Raw genomic sequence first — 15431 nt, forward strand, 5'->3', positions numbered from 1 at the left:
GGCACTCGGCTATTGTCGGCCCGGCGAAGCTTCGACGTCGCCGTACAGCTGCCCCGCAATCAATCGCTCGCTGGCTGCCAGCGAGCGATCCACCGAATTCTCCGCGATGCGAATGCATTCATCCATTGCGCGTCGCCATGCTTCGCCATCTCCGGCCAGATGCGCGCGCCACGCAGCGCACCTGGCGGCTAATGGTGAGTCGCCCCACCGCGAGAGCCGAAGCGCATCGGGGGTCGGCAGCCGGGTAGCGTCGCGATCCGTGACAGCCGCCGCGAACGCGATCTCGGAACGCGTCACGTCGACCAACTCGGCAAACGCAGACTTCGCGTATCGGTGCTCGGGAATCAACGTGTCGATCCGGTGCCCGAGGTCGGTCACCCGCGTCCACTCACCGCGTTGTTGGTGCCGCTTCAACGCATACCAGGTGCCGCTTACCGATTCGTCCAGAAGGATGTCGAGGTCCTCCGGACCTAATGCCGAGATCGGTGTGCCGCGCAGCACGCGGGACAATGCAAGCGGTCGAGCCATCCACGCTTCCGCTGGCGGATGCTTCCACCAGCGCCATGCCATGACGCCGCCAGACTCGAGGACCGGACTGGCCGGGATCAAGGAATTCGGGAACAGGCTCGACACCGGGATCAGGAGCGCGGCAGCAAGCCCGGCCATGGACCAGCGTTCGACATACGTGTGAAGCAGCGGAATGGTCGACGCCACGAGAGTGGCAAGGGCGACCGTCGCCACGGCACCTCCCAGGGCGAAGCGGATCATCGGCATGCGAAGAGGCCGGGATGGGTCGGGCAGTGCGTGCACATAGCCGGCCGGAAGCGGGTGGATATAGTGTTTCCACCGAACGTGCCAACCTTTCCTCCGCGGCACTACGTCCACGGGGCCAATCCGCATGACGGCGACGACCATTCCCGATCGGCGTGCGGCCACATAGCGGCCCGACTCGTAAGCTATCCGACCGATAGGAATTGCGACCATCAGTGTCGGGAAAAAATAGACCCACGCCACGCCACCTACGGCCGCGACATCGCACAGATAGCCTGCACTGAATAGCACACATGCCACGACACGCCCCGCGCTAGCGCCAAAGCGAAGCCATGCCGGTGACGGCGACCATTCCGTACGGGGCTCATTGCCCTCTCGATCGTTTCCGTCCATGTTTCGCCTCCCCTGGCTCCGCATCAGCGCCTCCTACGAAGCTTCGTACGAGGACACAACTCACGTCAACCTCTCATGGGGCGGCGGAGAGTCTGGCAGCCATGGGCGCGTCGATCAGGCAGGTCGACGGCGTCGCTTCCATGTCGATATGCAAGACACCCTCTGGATTCGGCGCGTGGTACCACAGCGCACCGGCCACGCACGGCGTCCGCGTCGGCACTTCACCCATAACGGCTCGCCACGTCCGCAAGGCCATCAGGGCCGTCATCGCCTGGCCGGGGTGTTCACCATCCGCATGCGTCCAGGCGGCGTCTGGATAGGTCTCCATGAGTAGCCTGCGTGTCTCGCTGAGTTCAATGAGCGGGATGCCCGCAAGCGCAGCGATGCGACGCTCTCCCCTTACCTCCCCCTCGCTTATCTCGCGGCTCGCTCGCTGCCACGTACCGAGGTAATACACGCGGGCCCCGGCCGCCCGTGCGTCGTTTGCCAGAGCAACCGTGGCCCGATCCGTAAGTTCAAATGCCGCCATTCGCTTTTCGCATCCCGGCGTACATGTCGCGTTGCCGCCACGCTCTTGCAGAATCACGTCCGTGTAGCCCCCCGTTGCCAGCGCATGCATGACCACGGGGTCGTGGTCGTAGTCCTCGAGCGAGGCGCCGGCGCGGGCGATCATGTCGACGCCCACGTGCACGCTGGCGGAAGCGAGCGACCCAAAGGCCGAAGGCAGGTTATTGACGTAGGTCAGGCTGTTGCCAATGAAGAGCACGCGATGCCCGCCTGCTGGAGCCGCAACCGCAACCGCAGGCTTCTTCGGCGAATAGGCACGACGCAGGGCGAACTTCTCGGATGCGAGGTAAATGGTGTCATGGTGTTGTTCGGGGCGCGGCACGTCGATCCAGTCGAGGCCCTTCGGCGCGTCGGCCTTCAGCACATCGGCGAGCTTCGCCACGTTCGGCGCAATGTTGTCTTCGTCCGCCGAGGTCAGGAAAAGATGCCGTTCGCCCTGCGGTTGGTTCTTGAGAAGGGCGGGCGCCTCTCGAACCAGCGAGCCGTCATTCCACCAGAGGCTGGGACTGATCGCGATGACCGTATCGAACAAATCAGGTTCACGCAGGAAGCTCTCTACTGAGAACAGCCCCGCGAGCGATTCGCCAATGATGCCGCGATGGGCATTGACCCTGTAGCGGCGGCCGATCTCCGGAATGAGCTGCTTCGCGATGAACGCACGAAAGACCGACGAGCCCCCGACGCGCGGCGCGATGGCCTTGTCGGAGGCGACCGTCGTCGGCCCCGTCATGTCACGCCGCCGTTCGGTGTTCTCGATGCCGACAAGGATCAGTGGCTGGATTTCGCCGGCGCGGATTCCCTCGTCGAGCGCTTTCGCCACATGCGGGAAGTCTTCCTGAAGGCCACCGTCGGGCATGTAGAGGACGGGGTAGCGGTCGGTCGATGTGTCGTAGCCGGGGGGTTTGTAGACGTTGAGGTGGCGGGTTTCGGCGGGGGCTGTGGTGGTTAGGGTGAAGGTGTCGTGGGGCGGGGTTTGGGCGCGGGCGGTCAGCGACGCGATGGAAAGCGCCAGGGCCAGAAGCGTGGCCCTGGCGCGAGCACCCATCGCCGATGAATCGGCTCCTACAGATGATCGCACCATCCGCCTTACATGTTGCGGCGGTATTCGCCGCCGACGTCGTAGAGGGCGTGGCTGATCTGCCCGAGGGAGTTGTTCTTCACCGCGTCCATCAGCTGTTCGAACACGTTGCGACGCTCGCGCGCGGTTTTCTGCAGGGTGCGCAGGCTTTCCGGGGCGAGGCTGTTGCGGGCGCGGCCGTAGAGCAGCACGTTGTCGATCTGCTGGCCCTTCTCTTCTTCCGTGGAACGGATGAGTTCGATCTCGGTGGAGATCTCGCCGCCGTGATCCTTGGGCAGGAAGGTGTTGACGCCGATGAGTGGAAGCGAGCCGTCGTGTTTCTTGTGCTCGTAGTACATCGACTCTTCCTGGATCTTGCCGCGCTGGTACATGGTGTCCATGGCGCCGAGCACGCCACCGCGCTCGCTGATCGCCTCGAATTCCTTGTAGACCGCTTCTTCGACCAGGTCGGTCAGCTCGTCGACCACGTAGCTACCCTGCCAGGGGTTCTCATTGAAATTGAGGCCGAGCTCACGGTTGATGATGAGCTGGATGGCAACGGCACGACGCACGCTCTCTTCCGTCGGCGTGGTGATCGCCTCGTCGTACGCGTTGGTGTGCAGGCTGTTGCAGTTGTCGAACAGCGCGTACAGCGCCTGCAACGTGGTGCGGATGTCGTTGAACTGGATTTCCTGCGCGTGCAGCGAGCGGCCGGAGGTCTGAATGTGATACTTCAGCATCTGGCTGCGTGCGCTGGCACCGTAGCGCTCGCGCATGGCGCGGGCCCAGATGCGACGGGCCACGCGACCGATCACCGTGTATTCCGGGTCCATGCCGTTGGAGAAGAAGAACGACAGGTTCGCCGCGAAGTCGTCGACCTTCATGCCGCGTGCGAGGTAGTACTCGACAATGGTGAAGCCGTTCGACAGCGTGAAGGCGAGCTGGCTGATCGGGTTCGCACCGGCTTCGGCGATGTGATACCCGGAGATCGACACCGAGTAGAAGTTGCGCACCTTGTGGTCGACGAAGTACTGCTGGATGTCGCCCATCATGCGCAGGGCGAATTCCGTGCTGAAGATGCAGGTGTTCTGCGCCTGGTCTTCCTTGAGGATGTCCGCCTGTACGGTGCCGCGCACGTTGGCCAGGGTGAACGTCTTGATACGCGCGTAGGTTTCCGCGTCGACCACTTCCTCACCCGAGATACCGAGCAGGCCGAGGCCGAGACCGTTGTTGCCCTCGGGCAAGCCGCCGGTATACGTCGGGCGGTTGCCGTCCGGATACAGCTGCGCGATACGTGCCTTGGCGGCATCCCAACGGGATGGCTCCTCGTTGAGGTACTTCTCGACGTTCTGGTCGATCGCCGTGTTCATGAACATGGCGAGGATGATCGGCGCGGGGCCGTTGATCGTCATGGACACGGACGTGGACGGTGCCGACAGGTCGAAGCCGGAATACAGCTTCTTCATGTCGTCGAGCGTGGCGATGGAAACGCCTGAATTACCGATCTTGCCGTAGATATCCGGGCGCGGTGCCGGATCTTCGCCGTACAGCGTGACCGAGTCGAACGCCGTGGACAGGCGTGCGGCGGCACCACCCAGCGAGAGGTAATGAAAACGACGGTTAGTACGTTCCGGAGTGCCCTCGCCCGCGAACATGCGGGTGGGGTCCTCGCCTGCGCGGCGATACGGGAACACGCCGCCGGTGTACGGGTAGTAGCCCGGAAGGTTCTCGCGCATGAGGAAGGAGAGCAGCTCGCCCCAGTCCTTCGTCTTCGGCGGCGACACCTTGGGAATCTTCTGATGGCTAAGCGAGGTACGGTAGTTTTCGACGCGGATGACCTTATCGCGCACCTGGTATTCGGTGAACTCGTCAGTGACCGAGGCGTAGCGTGACGGCCACTCGCGCAGCAGGGCGATGGCTTCGCTGGTCAGCTCGCGCACGGCTTCGTTGTAGCGCTGGCGGAGGGTCGACAAGGAGCGGTCACCCTCCACGCTCAACGCATCGTGGTCGTAAAGATCGAACGCACGCGGCAAGGCTGCGTCGCCGATGTCCTTCAACGATTCAAAGTAATGCTGGGCCTTGCTCGCCGCCTCGGCCTGCTTCGCAATGCCGCTGTTTACGCCACGGCCCTGCTCGGCGATCTCGGCGAGATAACGCACGCGGTTACCGGGAATCAGCACGGTGGCGCGCGGCTCGCGCAGCGTCGTGTCGATATCCGGCGTCCACGCAGCCTCGGGCAGCGAGAGCTTGCCGCGCATCAGGCGACAGAGATTGGCGAACATCCAGGTGACACCCGGATCGTTGAACTGGCTGGCGATGGTCGGATAGACCGGAACGTTCTCATCGGCCAGCTGGAACGCGACACGGTTGCGCTTCCACTGTTTGCGTACGTCGCGCAGCGCATCTTCGGCGCCGCGCTTGTCGAACTTGTTGAGCACCACGAGCTCGGCGAAGTCGAGCATGTCGATCTTCTCGAGCTGGCTCGCCGCGCCGTATTCGCTGGTCATCACATAGACCGGGAAATCGACGAGGTCGACGATCTCCGAGTCGCTCTGGCCGATACCGGCGGTCTCGACGATCACCAGGTCGTACGCCTGCGACTTCAGGAAGTCGATGCAGTCGTGCAGGACGATGGACGTCGCCGCGTGCTGGCGGCGGGTGGCCATGGAGCGCATGTACACGCGCGGGCTGCGCAGCGAATTCATGCGGATGCGATCGCCCAGCAAGGCACCGCCGCTACGGCGACGCGTCGGATCCACGGCAAGCACGGCAATGCGGATCTGCGGAAACGCGTGCAGGAAACGCAGCAGCAGCTCGTCGACCACGCTGGATTTGCCGGCGCCGCCGGTGCCGGTCAGGCCAAGGACGGGTGTCTTATTGCCAGCCAGCTGCCATTCCTTGCGCAGGCGGGCGAGCTCGGTTTCCGGGAGGAGGTCCTCCTCGATCGCCGAGAGCATGGCGCCAATGGAGATTTCATCCTCGACGGACGCTGATACCGGCACCGCTTCCACGCGCTGGCTGGTCGCGGCACGCGTGCGCGACATCACGTCTTCGATCATCTCGGTCAGGCCGAGCTTCATGCCGTCGTTCGGATGGTAGATACGCTCCACGCCATAGGCCTGGAGTTCGCGGATTTCTTCCGGCGTGATCGTGCCGCCGCCGCCGCCGAACACACGAATATGGCCGGCGCCACGCTCGCGCAGCATGTCGACCATGTACTTGAAGTACTCCACGTGGCCGCCCTGGTAGGACGACAAGGCGATGGCGTCGGCATCCTCCTGCAGGGCCGCACGCACCACGTCTTCCACCGAGCGGTTATGCCCCAGGTGAATCACCTCGGCGCCCTGGCTCTGGATGATGCGACGCATGATGTTGATCGCTGCGTCGTGTCCGTCGAACAGGCTCGCCGCTGTGACGAAGCGCAACGGCGTCCCCTCCGCGTCGGTATGGCTGGCGGGAATGTGCTTGGGCTGCGAGCTCATGGAAACTCCGGGGGAAGATCGAATGCGGTGGGGAACCGCCCAATTCTAACGCCGGGGGCGACGCGGGCCCTGCTGCAGTGCAGCGAACCCGCCCGCTTGTCAGCTCACGCCAGTCCGGCGGAGTACGTGCTCGCACGGTGCGTCGTGATGCCCGCCCGCTGCTCGTGCCCGAGCGGAAGTTCCGAGTTCACGATAAACACCTGCGGCCGCGTATTGGGGCCGGTGAGCTGCATCAGCACCCGTTCGCCGAGACTGCCCTCGTGATGCCGGATTTCGTTGGCCAGCGTGGCCGACATCGGCGGCTCGGCCGCTTGTTCAGGGTCGTCCCACAGATCGCCGACGCGATGGAAATGCTCCTGGTCGATCTCGACCCACACACCGATGTGATAGTCGTCCTTGCGCCCCTGCACGGGTAACGGCAGGGTCGCCCTCAGGAAGAAGCGTTCGTCGTCGATCACGCAGGCATCGTCGCTCTCGTAGACATCGAGCGAGCGTTCGTCGTTGGGCATGTCGAAAATGGCATCGGGCCGGCCGTAGCTGAGTTCCAGCTCGTCTTCCTCGTGCGTCGCTCCACAGATCGCGCAGGTAGCTGTCATGGGACCGCTCCGTGAGGTAGACGCCGATGGTAGCTCAGCTGACCGCGGCGCCACCGAGAAAGGCGAGCGCCGCCGTCATGACACCTTCATCGTCGACGATACGGCGATGCCCCAGCCGCCGCGTCTTCAGCAAAACGGCTCCCGGCCACAGGCGAGCATACAGTTCACCCTCCTCCACCGGTACGTCGCGGTCCGCCATGTCATGAATGATCAGCGCGGGTTGCGTGCGTTGCGGCGCGTGCCTGCCCACGTGCAGGGCCTCGATGGTTATCCCCGTGCGCGCCGCCAGCACACGATGCAGCGGTTCGCGAAGATGCTCCGCGAGGCGCACGAAGCGGGCGAAGCGACGTGTTGCCGCCATCGGGTCCGCCGCCGGCGCGATCAGCACCACGCGCTTCGCGCTCCAGCCCTCGCCCAGTGCCAGGGTGACCGCCGCCCCACCCAGTGAATGCGCGACCACCCCTTCCGCATCCCCATAGTGGCGGCCGATCGCCGCCACGGTGCGGGCAAAGTCCGGCAGGGTGCACAGTGTCCCGCCGCTCTGTCCGTGCCCCGGTTGGTCGAAGGAAACCGCCGCCCAGCCCCGGGCAAGAAGCTGCGGCGCCCAGTTCTCCCAACGCAGGCCCAGGCTCGACCAACCATGCGCCAGCAGCACATAAGGCTGGGTGGACGGGTCTCCCCAGACGTAAGTGGCAATGGAGTGGCCAGCAACCTCGACGCTCTCCTGTCGAGCCGACATCGAGACCACCGCATGCGCGGCCCGCTGGCGACTGCTCAGCAGCGGTGTCTGGAAAACCCGGGCGGCGTGAGCCACCGTGCGGACCGGCGCCACGCGGCTACCGAAACGGTAGGCCACACGGATGCCCAGCAGGGTGGCGACAGTGCGCACGCCGAAACGGCGGGGTGGCTTCATGGGCAGGGGGACCAGATAGCTTGAGGAGAGGGGTAAGCTTTCGCGAAGCTGAATACTACCGCGCGGGGCCGGTCAACCCGTCGCAAGGAAACCGCGTTCTGGCGCACGAATCCGCATTCGCGGACGTCCCGAGGAGAGATCGCATATGACGACCCTGACCCGCAAACTCGTTGCCCTGGCGGCCCTTGGCCTGGCCGCGGGTGCCGCAAGTTACACCCCGCCCGCCGCCGCAAGGGAATACGTAGAGGTCACCGTCGGCACCCGTCCGCCACCGCCGCGCTTCGAGCGCGTCCCGCCGCCGCGCGCCGGATACGCCTGGGCACCCGGTTACTGGAACTGGTACGGCGGCCGCTACGTCTGGGTCGGTGGCCGCTGGAACGCCTACCGCCCGGGTTACGTCTACCGCCCGCCGGTCTGGCGTCCTTATGGCCGGGGCTATCGCATCCAGCGTGAGACCTGGGTCCGGGACCCGCATTGGCACCGCTGAAACGCCCGGTTGCTGCGCCGCACCTACACGGACGCCAACAACGGTTTAAACTAGGTAGCTGACACGACATCTCGCCCCCGCCCACCGGCCGGGGCGATTTTTTTGGACGGTCCTTATCGACTCGTGATCCCCATCACGGGTCTTCACCTAGAAGCGCGGTGCTGCTGCCGCTTGTAACTGGAGTTTGCGTTCGATGATTTTCGAAACCATCGCCAACACGGGCCACGAAGAAGTCGTCTTCTGCCATAACAAAGACGCCGGCCTGAAGGCCATCATCGCGATCCACAATACGGTGCTCGGCCCGTCGCTGGGCGGCCTGCGCATGTGGCCGTACAAGACCGAGCAGGATGCGGTCAACGACGTGCTCCGCCTGTCGCGCGGCATGACCTACAAGAATGCGGTGGCCGGCCTGAACCTGGGTGGCGGCAAGGCCGTGATCATCGGCGATCCCTCCAAGGACAAGTCCGAAGCGCTGTTCCGCGCCTTCGGCCGTTTCGTCAATTCGCTCAACGGCCGTTACATCACGGCTGAAGACGTCGGTATCGACGTCAACGACATGGAATACGTCTACCGTGAAACCGAGTACGTCACCGGCGTGCACCAGGTCCACGGCGGTTCGGGCGATCCCTCGCCGTTCACCGCGTTCGGTACGCTGCAGGGTCTGATGGCCGCGCTGCAGACCAAGTACGGCAACGAAGACGTGGGCAAGTACAGCTACGCTGTGCAGGGCTGTGGCCACGTGGGCAGCGAGTTCATCAAGCTGCTTCGCGAGCAGGGCGCCAAGGTGTTCGTCACCGACATCAACAAGGACGCTGTCCAGCGCTGCGTCGACGAACTCGGCTGCGAAGCCGTCGGCCTCGACGAAATCTACGACGTCGATGCCGACGTCTACAGCCCCTGCGCTCTGGGCGGCACGATCAACGAGCAGACCATCGATCGCATCAAGGCGAAGATCATCTGCGGTGCGGCCAACAACCAGCTGGCCACCGACGCGATCGGCGACGAACTCGCCCGCCGCGGCGTGATCTACGCACCGGACTATGCCGTCAACGCCGGCGGCGTGATGAACGTCTCGCTGGAAATCGACGGCTACAACCGCGAGCGCGCCATGCGCATGATGCGCACGATCTACTACAACGTCGGTCGCATCTTCGAGATCTCCGCCCGCGACAACATCCCGACCTACAAGGCCGCGGATCGCATGGCGGAAGAGCGTATCAGCGCGATCGGCAAGATCCGCCTGCCGCACATGGGCAACGGCGCGCCGCGCTTCCAGGGTCGTATGCGCGGGCAGTAATCGCTACGCGTAATGGGCAACAAGAAAGCCGCCGGAGTGATCCGGCGGCTTTTTTTTCGATTTGGAACACCCGCACCCCTCAGGAATAACCACGGAGCGGCGAGGGGTTCGCCGACGGCAGGTGGGGAGAAGCTCCGACAGCACGTCATGGGGGCGGAACGGAGACTGGGCACGCCCGTTAGGGCACCACCTCCCGACGTAAAGGATTACCCATGAAGTGTTTCATCCCCTGCGCCGCCCTGCTGCTCGCGCTCATCCCTGTCGCATCGTTTGCCGCATCCGATGCAGTCGCGTCATACACCGATCACAACCTCGTGGTCGAGAAAGGCGGCTCCAGCCGTTTCGTCGCCATTGAGCCCATCTACGCGGAGCTTTCGGAAACCTGTAGTGCAAAGGGCGGTTCCATCGAAAGCATCCAGTACGAGTTCACCGACCTGTGGGGCGGCTCGCATCCGCTCACGCGCGTAAAGGCAACCGCCGTGTGCCGCGTGACAGATAACTACTAAGCACCCGTCGTTGCGAGAGAAGGCAGCACGAACGAGCTACCTTCTCTCGCTCACTCGACAAGCACTACGCAAAACAGGCAACGGAAGGATCATCGGCGTGATTCAGCGGTTTTTTTAGATGGCATGCCTACAACGTTCGGCCGACCTGCCCCGCAGCCAGACGACGACACGCCGGCGTACGATGAAACCGGCGATACGTCCGGCGGCTTTCGACGCCATGGATGCGCGATCGCCGCAGAGAACATGCTGAGGTAAGTGTCATGTCGGATCGCGAGAACGGGAAGGTCAAGTGGTTCAACGACGCCAAGGGATTCGGTTTCATCGAGCGCGAAAGCGGCTCCGATGTATTCGTTCATTTCAAGGACATTCTGGGGAGCGGATTCAAGTCCCTGGCCGAGGGCGAAAAGGTCTCATTCAAGGTCAAACAGGGTCAGAAGGGCCTGCAGGCGGAGGAAGTCCAGAAGATCTGAACAGGGAGGGCACGCATCCGTGCGCTCCGCTTCTCATCCATCACAGGATCGTTGGAGGATGCGAATCATGAAGAAGGACGAACAACGCGAGTCCGAAGCCGGCATTGGCGGTGTTGCCTTGTGGCCACTTTTCTACTTCGAAGCAGAGGCCAGGGTCGCTGCTCGTGAGAAGCAACGGCGGCCTCGCCTACGGGTCGGGCTCAAGGCAGCCGACCGGGTGTCATTCGATATCGGAGACGGCGTGGATGGGCCGCCGTACGCGACTAACGTGCGTGTGATCGAGCCAGACTGATGCCGGCCCCGATCCGACCTTAGCGAGCGGCGGCCACCAGCACCGGCTGCGCGACGTGGTTCGCCGGCGAAGCGACGAAGGCGCCGAGCATCAGCAGGCAGGTCAGGGCACCGGCGACGAAGAAGGTCTTCAGCATGGCGGTTTCGAATTTCATGGTCGTTCTCCTTGGACGATGAATGAGGCGGGGTCGTAATTACCGATGCATCGGGCGTGCCAATGGCCGGAATGGCCCGCAGGGCGCATTCCTGTGCGGTTTTCGCCGCACACATCCAAGCCGCATCCCTGTCCGCGGACGCCAGCTCGGGCGTCCGGAAGGGTGTCCGCCAGCCGGCGCAGCCCTGCGACGATCTGCTACACTTCGGTCACCCCGGGCTGTCTTGTAAGGCTTTGCCTACATGGAGCTTTTGGGTCAAGGGGGACGCCGTTCGCGGCGGCGACAAACCAGACTTTCCGATCACGACTTTCGTCGCCTCGATGACGGGGTAGTCACTCTTGTGCCTGTAAGGGTGACACCCACGATTCGAGGATGAAATGGACTTACCGAGCTTATGAGCGCGATCCCAGCCGAAACCTTCACCTTCGACGACGTGCTCGCGCGTTTGCGGTCCGTGCTGCACGAGACCTTCGAGATCGACCCCGCAAAGGTCACTCCCGAGGCCAATCTGTTCACCGACCTCGAACTGGACAGCATCGACGCCATCGATCTGGCGATCCAGGTGCAGGACATGACCGGCACCCGGATCAAGCCCGAGGACTTCAAGAGCGTTCGCACCGTGGGCGACGTGGTCGCCACCGTGCAGACCCTCGTCGCCCGCTGAGGCACCGATGGCGGGCAGGCCCGGACCGCGCGACTCCGCGGCGCGATCCTTCGCGCCTTGCGCGGTTGTCCCGATCTACAACCATGGCAAGACCATTGCGGCGACCGCCAACGCGCTTGCCGGGCATGGCTTGCCCGTTCTGATCGTCGACGACGGCTCCGACACGGCGACGCGCGACATCCTCGACGCCCTGGTGGCCGGCCGCGACGACCTGCGGCTGATCCGCCTGGCCGCCAACGGTGGCAAGGGTGCGGCCCTTAGCGCCGGCTTCCTTGCCGCCCACGAGGCCGGTTACAGCCACGTCCTGCAGATCGATGCCGACGGGCAGCACGACACCGCCGACGTGCCGCGCTTTCTCGCCGAAGCGAAAGCCGCGCCGGACGCCATGGTCTGCGGCCGTCCCATCTATGACGACTCCGTACCCCGTGCCCGCCTCTACGGCCGATACCTGACGCATGCCTGCGTATGGGTCGAGACGCTGTCGTTCGACATTCAGGATTCGATGTGCGGCTACCGGCTCTACCCCCTGGATGCCACGCGCGCCGAGATCGCGCGAAAGCCGCTGCCGACCCGCATGGACTTCGACACCGAAATCGCCGTGCGCCTTTTCTGGCGGGGCGTACCCGTGCGTAACCTGCCCACACGCGTGATCTACCCGGAAAACGGCCTCTCGCATTTCCGTATGTGGCGCGACAACGCGCGGATTACCGCGATGCATACGCGCCTGCTTCTGGGCATGCTGCCCCGTGCGCCGCGCCTCATTCTTCGCAAGCTCAAGAGCGAGACCCACTGATGCGTCGACTTATCACTTTTTTCGCCCTGCTTTGCGCGTTCGCCGCGCACGCACAATCGCCTGCCCTGACCGACGACGTGCTGGGCCATCTGGCAAAGCACCCACAGGTACGCGCCGAATTCACCCAGAGCCGCGAGAACCCGGCGCTCGCCGAACCGCAACTCAGCCACGGCGACCTGATCTTCGTCATCGGCCACGGCATGGTCTGGCATACCCGCGATCCGTTCGAGGACACACTGGTCTTCACCTCGGGCGATACGTCGCGGTTGAACGCGCAGGGCAAGCTCGAGCGCGTCCGTGACGGCAATCGTGGCGTGAGCCAGGTCTCCGGCATGCTGCAGTCGCTGCTCGCGGGCAAGTCCGACGATGCCGCCCGTCAGTTCACCATCAGTGCGGATGGCACACCCGAGCACTGGACGCTGCACTTCGTGCCACGCCAGGCGCGCGTGGCGAAAGTGCTTGCCGGCATCACCCTCAAGGGCGACGCGTTCCTGCAGTCGATCGAAGTAAACCTCGCCAGTGGCGAGCGCACGCTCATCACCTTCGCCAATACGCGCGATGCGGGCTCGCTCACGCCGGTCGAATCCACGGTGCTCGGCATTCCATGAAGTCGCTTTCGACCACGCAGCGCGCTGGCCTGTTCGCATTCGCGTCGCTGGTCGTCTGCCTGCTTTGTGCGTGGCTGCTGTTCGGCCGGGGCACGTCGCCCTTACAGACCGATGTACTCACGTTGCTTCCCGCGACGGAACGCCACCCCCTTGCCGAGGACGCCGTGGAGCGGCTGGCCCGGGCCAGCGGCGATCGCATGGTGCTGCTCGTCCACCACAAGGACGACGACGCGGCCAAGGACGCCGCGCGTGAGCTCGGCGCTGCGTTGGCCGCGGATCCCGTGTTCGCCTCCGTGATCGCGGAGCTGCCGCCGTTCGACCTCGACCAACTGGTCACGCCTTTCCTGCCGTTCCGCTTCCACTTGCTGACGCCGGAAGACCGGGCCGCGCTCACGACATCGGGCTTCGACCCGGTGGACGCCCTGAAACGCCGTCTCAACCAGCCGTTCGGCGCCAATGTCGGCGCGAAGCTCACCGACGATCCGTTCGGCTGGATGCAGCACTGGCTCGACCGCCAGCCGTGGAACCGCTCCGCCCTCGTACCCGAGGACGATATGCTCACCGCCCATCGCGACGATGGCAGCTACGTGCTGGTCATCGCCACGCTGAAGGGCTCGTCGTACGACGACGTCGTTCAGCGCCAGGCGCTGGCAACACTGGAACGTGCGGAGACCGCGATGGTCGCCAGGCATCCGGGTACTGCGCTCCTGCGCACCGGCGCCATCTTCTATGCGGCGTCTGCCCGCGCAGGCGCCGAGCACGATACGCATGTCGTCGGCATCGCTTCCACCGTCGGCATCGCGCTGCTGTTGCTGCTGGTTTTCCGATCGCTCCGACCGCTGTTGATCGCCTTTGTCTCCACGGCGCTCGGCGTGATCGGCGCCATCGCCACTACCGTGCTGGTGTTCGGCCAGCTGCACCTGCTGACCCTGGTGTTCGGGGCAGCGCTGCTCGGCGAAGCGGTGGATTATTCGATCCAGTACCTCTGCGCCCGTGCGAATGCCGGCGCCGACTGGCATGCCGAGCGCGGCGTGCGACAGGTGCGCCCGGCGCTATTGCTCGCGCTGGCCACGTCCCTGCTTGGCTATTCACTGCTGGCCGTCGTCCCGTTCCCGTTCCTGCGCCAGATGGCTGTCTTCGCCATCGCCGGCATGGCCATCGCCTGCGCCAGCGTGTTCTGGTTGCTGCCGGCGCTGGCCCAGAAGCCTGCCCGTGCGCCGCTCTCGCCCTCCCTCGTTCGGCTCGCACTCGGCTGGCAGCGCATTGCCTCGGGGCGTCGCGCGCTGCTCGGCGTCGCGGTGCTGTGTGTCGTCGCCGTTCCAGGCTGGCTGCGCCTGGGCCACGATGACGATATTCACCTGCTCATCTCGCCGCCCAAGGCGCTTGAGGCCCAAACGGCGACGATCCGCGAAGTCGCCGGCTTTGGCGGCGGCAGTCAGTTCTGGCTGGTCGAGGGTGCCAACGCGGAAGAAGTGCTCCAGCGCGAGGAAGCGCTCACCGACCGGCTCCAGACCTGGGTGGCGGACGGCAAGCTCGGCGGCTGGACCGGCATCAGCGCCATGCTGCCTTCGGCACATCGGCAGGCGGCGAACATCGCGGCACTCGAGCCGCTGTTTACACCACGCGAACGCATGAGTGAATGGCTGGGTCAGGCGGGATTCCGCGCCGAAGGCAGCGCCGGCTTCGTAGCCGCTTATCCTGGCCGTGCCTTCACGATCGACGACTGGCTGGCCATGCCCGCCTATACGCCGTTCCGTTACCTGTGGATGAGTGGCGGCAAACACGGCGTCGGCAGCATCGTCGTGCCCCAGGGCCAGGACGATGCGGACCTGCTCCGCACCGCGTCCGATGGTTTGCCAGGCGTTTCGCTGGTCGACAAGCCGGCGAGCATCACGGCGCTGTTCGGCCGTTATCGTGGCTATGCGGATGTCTGGCTCGGCGGCGCACTGGCCCTGGTCGGCCTCGCCTTCGTCTGGCGCTACGGTCTGCGCTCCGCGTGGCGCGTCCTGTTGCCGCCAGCCGCCGGCATCGTGCTCAGCGTGGCCGCACTCGGCTACCTCGGCGAACCGCTTACGCTGTTCCACGTCATGGCACTGATGCTGGTGCTCGGCGTCGGCGCCAACTACGCGGTCTTCCTGCGCGAAGGCGAACCACACGTCGCCCACCTCCCGGGCGCGGCTTACGCCGGCGTGCTGCTCTCGGCGGTCACCGCCCTGCTCTCCTTCGGCCTGCTCGCGCTCAGCACGATGCCGGCCCTGCGACATTTTGGCCTTACCCTGCTCCTCGGGATCGGCTTCACCGCGCTACTCGCGCCGGTGAGCGTCCCCGCACCGAAGAATCGAACCGCATGAACAACGCAGAACACGTTACCGGAGGTCGCG

Annotated in this window: 15 protein-coding genes; 9 read left to right on the forward strand and 6 right to left on the reverse strand. The window is 64.7% G+C overall.

From position 1 onward, the window contains the following. Window positions 1-9 precede the first annotated feature (9 nt). From HB634_RS09930 to HB634_RS09950, 5 genes are all read right to left on the reverse strand, one after another. Window positions 10-774: a hypothetical protein gene (locus HB634_RS09930; RefSeq protein WP_213948448.1), complete on the reverse strand. Its 765-nt coding sequence runs from the start codon at window positions 772-774 to the stop codon at window positions 10-12. Window positions 775-1237: 463 nt separating this feature from the next. Further along, window positions 1238-2776 carry an alpha/beta hydrolase-fold protein gene (locus tag HB634_RS09935; protein ID WP_213948449.1) on the reverse strand — a complete coding sequence of 513 codons (1539 nt, stop codon included), beginning with the start codon at window positions 2774-2776 and terminating at the stop codon, window positions 1238-1240. Between the two features lie 41 nt (window positions 2777-2817). Further along, the gene (locus tag HB634_RS09940; RefSeq protein ID WP_213948450.1) at window positions 2818-6270 is read right to left on the reverse strand and encodes a methylmalonyl-CoA mutase family protein; all 3453 of its coding nucleotides are present in this window, start codon (window positions 6268-6270) and stop codon (window positions 2818-2820) included. Window positions 6271-6374: 104 nt separating this feature from the next. Beyond that, on the reverse strand, window positions 6375-6866 hold the full coding sequence (locus tag HB634_RS09945) for a DUF2199 domain-containing protein (protein ID WP_063574113.1): 492 nt from the start codon (window positions 6864-6866) through the stop codon (window positions 6375-6377). A gap of 34 nt (window positions 6867-6900) precedes the next feature. Beyond that, window positions 6901-7779, reverse strand: a complete 879-nt coding sequence (locus HB634_RS09950) for an alpha/beta fold hydrolase (protein ID WP_213948451.1) — start codon at window positions 7777-7779, stop codon at window positions 6901-6903. Between the two features lie 145 nt (window positions 7780-7924). Here HB634_RS09950 and HB634_RS09955 point away from each other — a divergent pair, with 145 nt between their 5' ends. From HB634_RS09955 to HB634_RS09975, 5 genes are all read left to right on the forward strand, one after another. Beyond that, window positions 7925-8266, forward strand: coding sequence for a YXWGXW repeat-containing protein (locus HB634_RS09955; RefSeq protein ID WP_063572338.1), 342 nt, complete (start codon window positions 7925-7927; stop codon window positions 8264-8266). A gap of 193 nt (window positions 8267-8459) precedes the next feature. Continuing rightward, on the forward strand, window positions 8460-9563 hold the full coding sequence (locus HB634_RS09960) for a Glu/Leu/Phe/Val dehydrogenase dimerization domain-containing protein (protein WP_063572337.1): 1104 nt from the start codon (window positions 8460-8462) through the stop codon (window positions 9561-9563). Window positions 9564-9775: 212 nt separating this feature from the next. Then, window positions 9776-10069 (forward strand): hypothetical protein, encoded by a 294-nt coding sequence (locus HB634_RS09965; protein ID WP_213948452.1) that lies wholly within the window; start codon window positions 9776-9778, stop codon window positions 10067-10069. A gap of 260 nt (window positions 10070-10329) precedes the next feature. After that, the gene (locus HB634_RS09970) at window positions 10330-10539 is read left to right on the forward strand and encodes a cold-shock protein (RefSeq protein WP_063572335.1); all 210 of its coding nucleotides are present in this window, start codon (window positions 10330-10332) and stop codon (window positions 10537-10539) included. A gap of 67 nt (window positions 10540-10606) precedes the next feature. After that, window positions 10607-10831, forward strand: a complete 225-nt coding sequence (locus tag HB634_RS09975) for a hypothetical protein (protein ID WP_157504066.1) — start codon at window positions 10607-10609, stop codon at window positions 10829-10831. A 19-nt stretch (window positions 10832-10850) separates the two neighbouring features. Here HB634_RS09975 and HB634_RS22855 read toward each other — a convergent pair whose 3' ends face one another. Then, entirely contained in the window at window positions 10851-10985 is a 135-nt protein-coding gene (locus tag HB634_RS22855; protein WP_255548477.1) for a hypothetical protein, read from the reverse strand. 394 nt (window positions 10986-11379) lie between these two features. On the opposite strand from HB634_RS22855, the gene HB634_RS09980 reads away from it, so the two are divergent. Genes HB634_RS09980 through HB634_RS09995 form a run of 4 tightly spaced genes read left to right on the forward strand, consistent with a single transcriptional unit; the run spans window position 11380 to window position 15401 of the window. Beyond that, entirely contained in the window at window positions 11380-11649 is a 270-nt protein-coding gene (locus HB634_RS09980; protein WP_063572332.1) for an acyl carrier protein, read from the forward strand. 7 nt (window positions 11650-11656) lie between these two features. Beyond that, window positions 11657-12442 carry a glycosyltransferase family 2 protein gene (locus HB634_RS09985; RefSeq protein WP_213948453.1) on the forward strand — a complete coding sequence of 262 codons (786 nt, stop codon included), beginning with the start codon at window positions 11657-11659 and terminating at the stop codon, window positions 12440-12442. Further along, complete coding sequence (locus tag HB634_RS09990) at window positions 12442-13050, forward strand: outer membrane lipoprotein carrier protein LolA (protein ID WP_213948454.1); 609 nt, start codon at window positions 12442-12444, stop codon at window positions 13048-13050. The genes HB634_RS09985 and HB634_RS09990 overlap by 1 nt, the downstream gene beginning before the upstream one ends. Continuing rightward, complete coding sequence (locus HB634_RS09995) at window positions 13047-15401, forward strand: MMPL family transporter (protein WP_213948455.1); 2355 nt, start codon at window positions 13047-13049, stop codon at window positions 15399-15401. The genes HB634_RS09990 and HB634_RS09995 overlap by 4 nt, the downstream gene beginning before the upstream one ends. Window positions 15402-15431 lie beyond the last annotated feature (30 nt).

Origin of the sequence: Luteibacter sp. dw_328 (assembly GCF_018449605.1) — a bacterium.
Classification (GTDB): Bacteria; Pseudomonadota; Gammaproteobacteria; order Xanthomonadales; family Rhodanobacteraceae; genus Luteibacter.

Coding starts and splice junctions, on each gene's coding strand:
- HB634_RS09990 (WP_213948454.1), top strand. CDS start 12,442: ATGCGTCGACTTATCACTTTTTTCGCCCTGCTTTGCGCGTTCGCCGCG.
- HB634_RS09955 (WP_063572338.1), top strand. CDS start 7,925: ATGACGACCCTGACCCGCAAACTCGTTGCCCTGGCGGCCCTTGGCCTG.
- HB634_RS09940 (WP_213948450.1), bottom strand. CDS start 6,270: ATGAGCTCGCAGCCCAAGCACATTCCCGCCAGCCATACCGACGCGGAG.
- HB634_RS09980 (WP_063572332.1), top strand. CDS start 11,380: ATGAGCGCGATCCCAGCCGAAACCTTCACCTTCGACGACGTGCTCGCG.
- HB634_RS09960 (WP_063572337.1), top strand. CDS start 8,460: ATGATTTTCGAAACCATCGCCAACACGGGCCACGAAGAAGTCGTCTTC.
- HB634_RS09970 (WP_063572335.1), top strand. CDS start 10,330: ATGTCGGATCGCGAGAACGGGAAGGTCAAGTGGTTCAACGACGCCAAG.
- HB634_RS09985 (WP_213948453.1), top strand. CDS start 11,657: ATGGCGGGCAGGCCCGGACCGCGCGACTCCGCGGCGCGATCCTTCGCG.
- HB634_RS09935 (WP_213948449.1), bottom strand. CDS start 2,776: ATGGGTGCTCGCGCCAGGGCCACGCTTCTGGCCCTGGCGCTTTCCATC.
- HB634_RS22855 (WP_255548477.1), bottom strand. CDS start 10,985: ATGAAATTCGAAACCGCCATGCTGAAGACCTTCTTCGTCGCCGGTGCC.
- HB634_RS09930 (WP_213948448.1), bottom strand. CDS start 774: ATGCCGATGATCCGCTTCGCCCTGGGAGGTGCCGTGGCGACGGTCGCC.
- HB634_RS09975 (WP_157504066.1), top strand. CDS start 10,607: ATGAAGAAGGACGAACAACGCGAGTCCGAAGCCGGCATTGGCGGTGTT.
- HB634_RS09945 (WP_063574113.1), bottom strand. CDS start 6,866: ATGACAGCTACCTGCGCGATCTGTGGAGCGACGCACGAGGAAGACGAG.
- HB634_RS09965 (WP_213948452.1), top strand. CDS start 9,776: ATGAAGTGTTTCATCCCCTGCGCCGCCCTGCTGCTCGCGCTCATCCCT.
- HB634_RS09995 (WP_213948455.1), top strand. CDS start 13,047: ATGAAGTCGCTTTCGACCACGCAGCGCGCTGGCCTGTTCGCATTCGCG.
- HB634_RS09950 (WP_213948451.1), bottom strand. CDS start 7,779: ATGAAGCCACCCCGCCGTTTCGGCGTGCGCACTGTCGCCACCCTGCTG.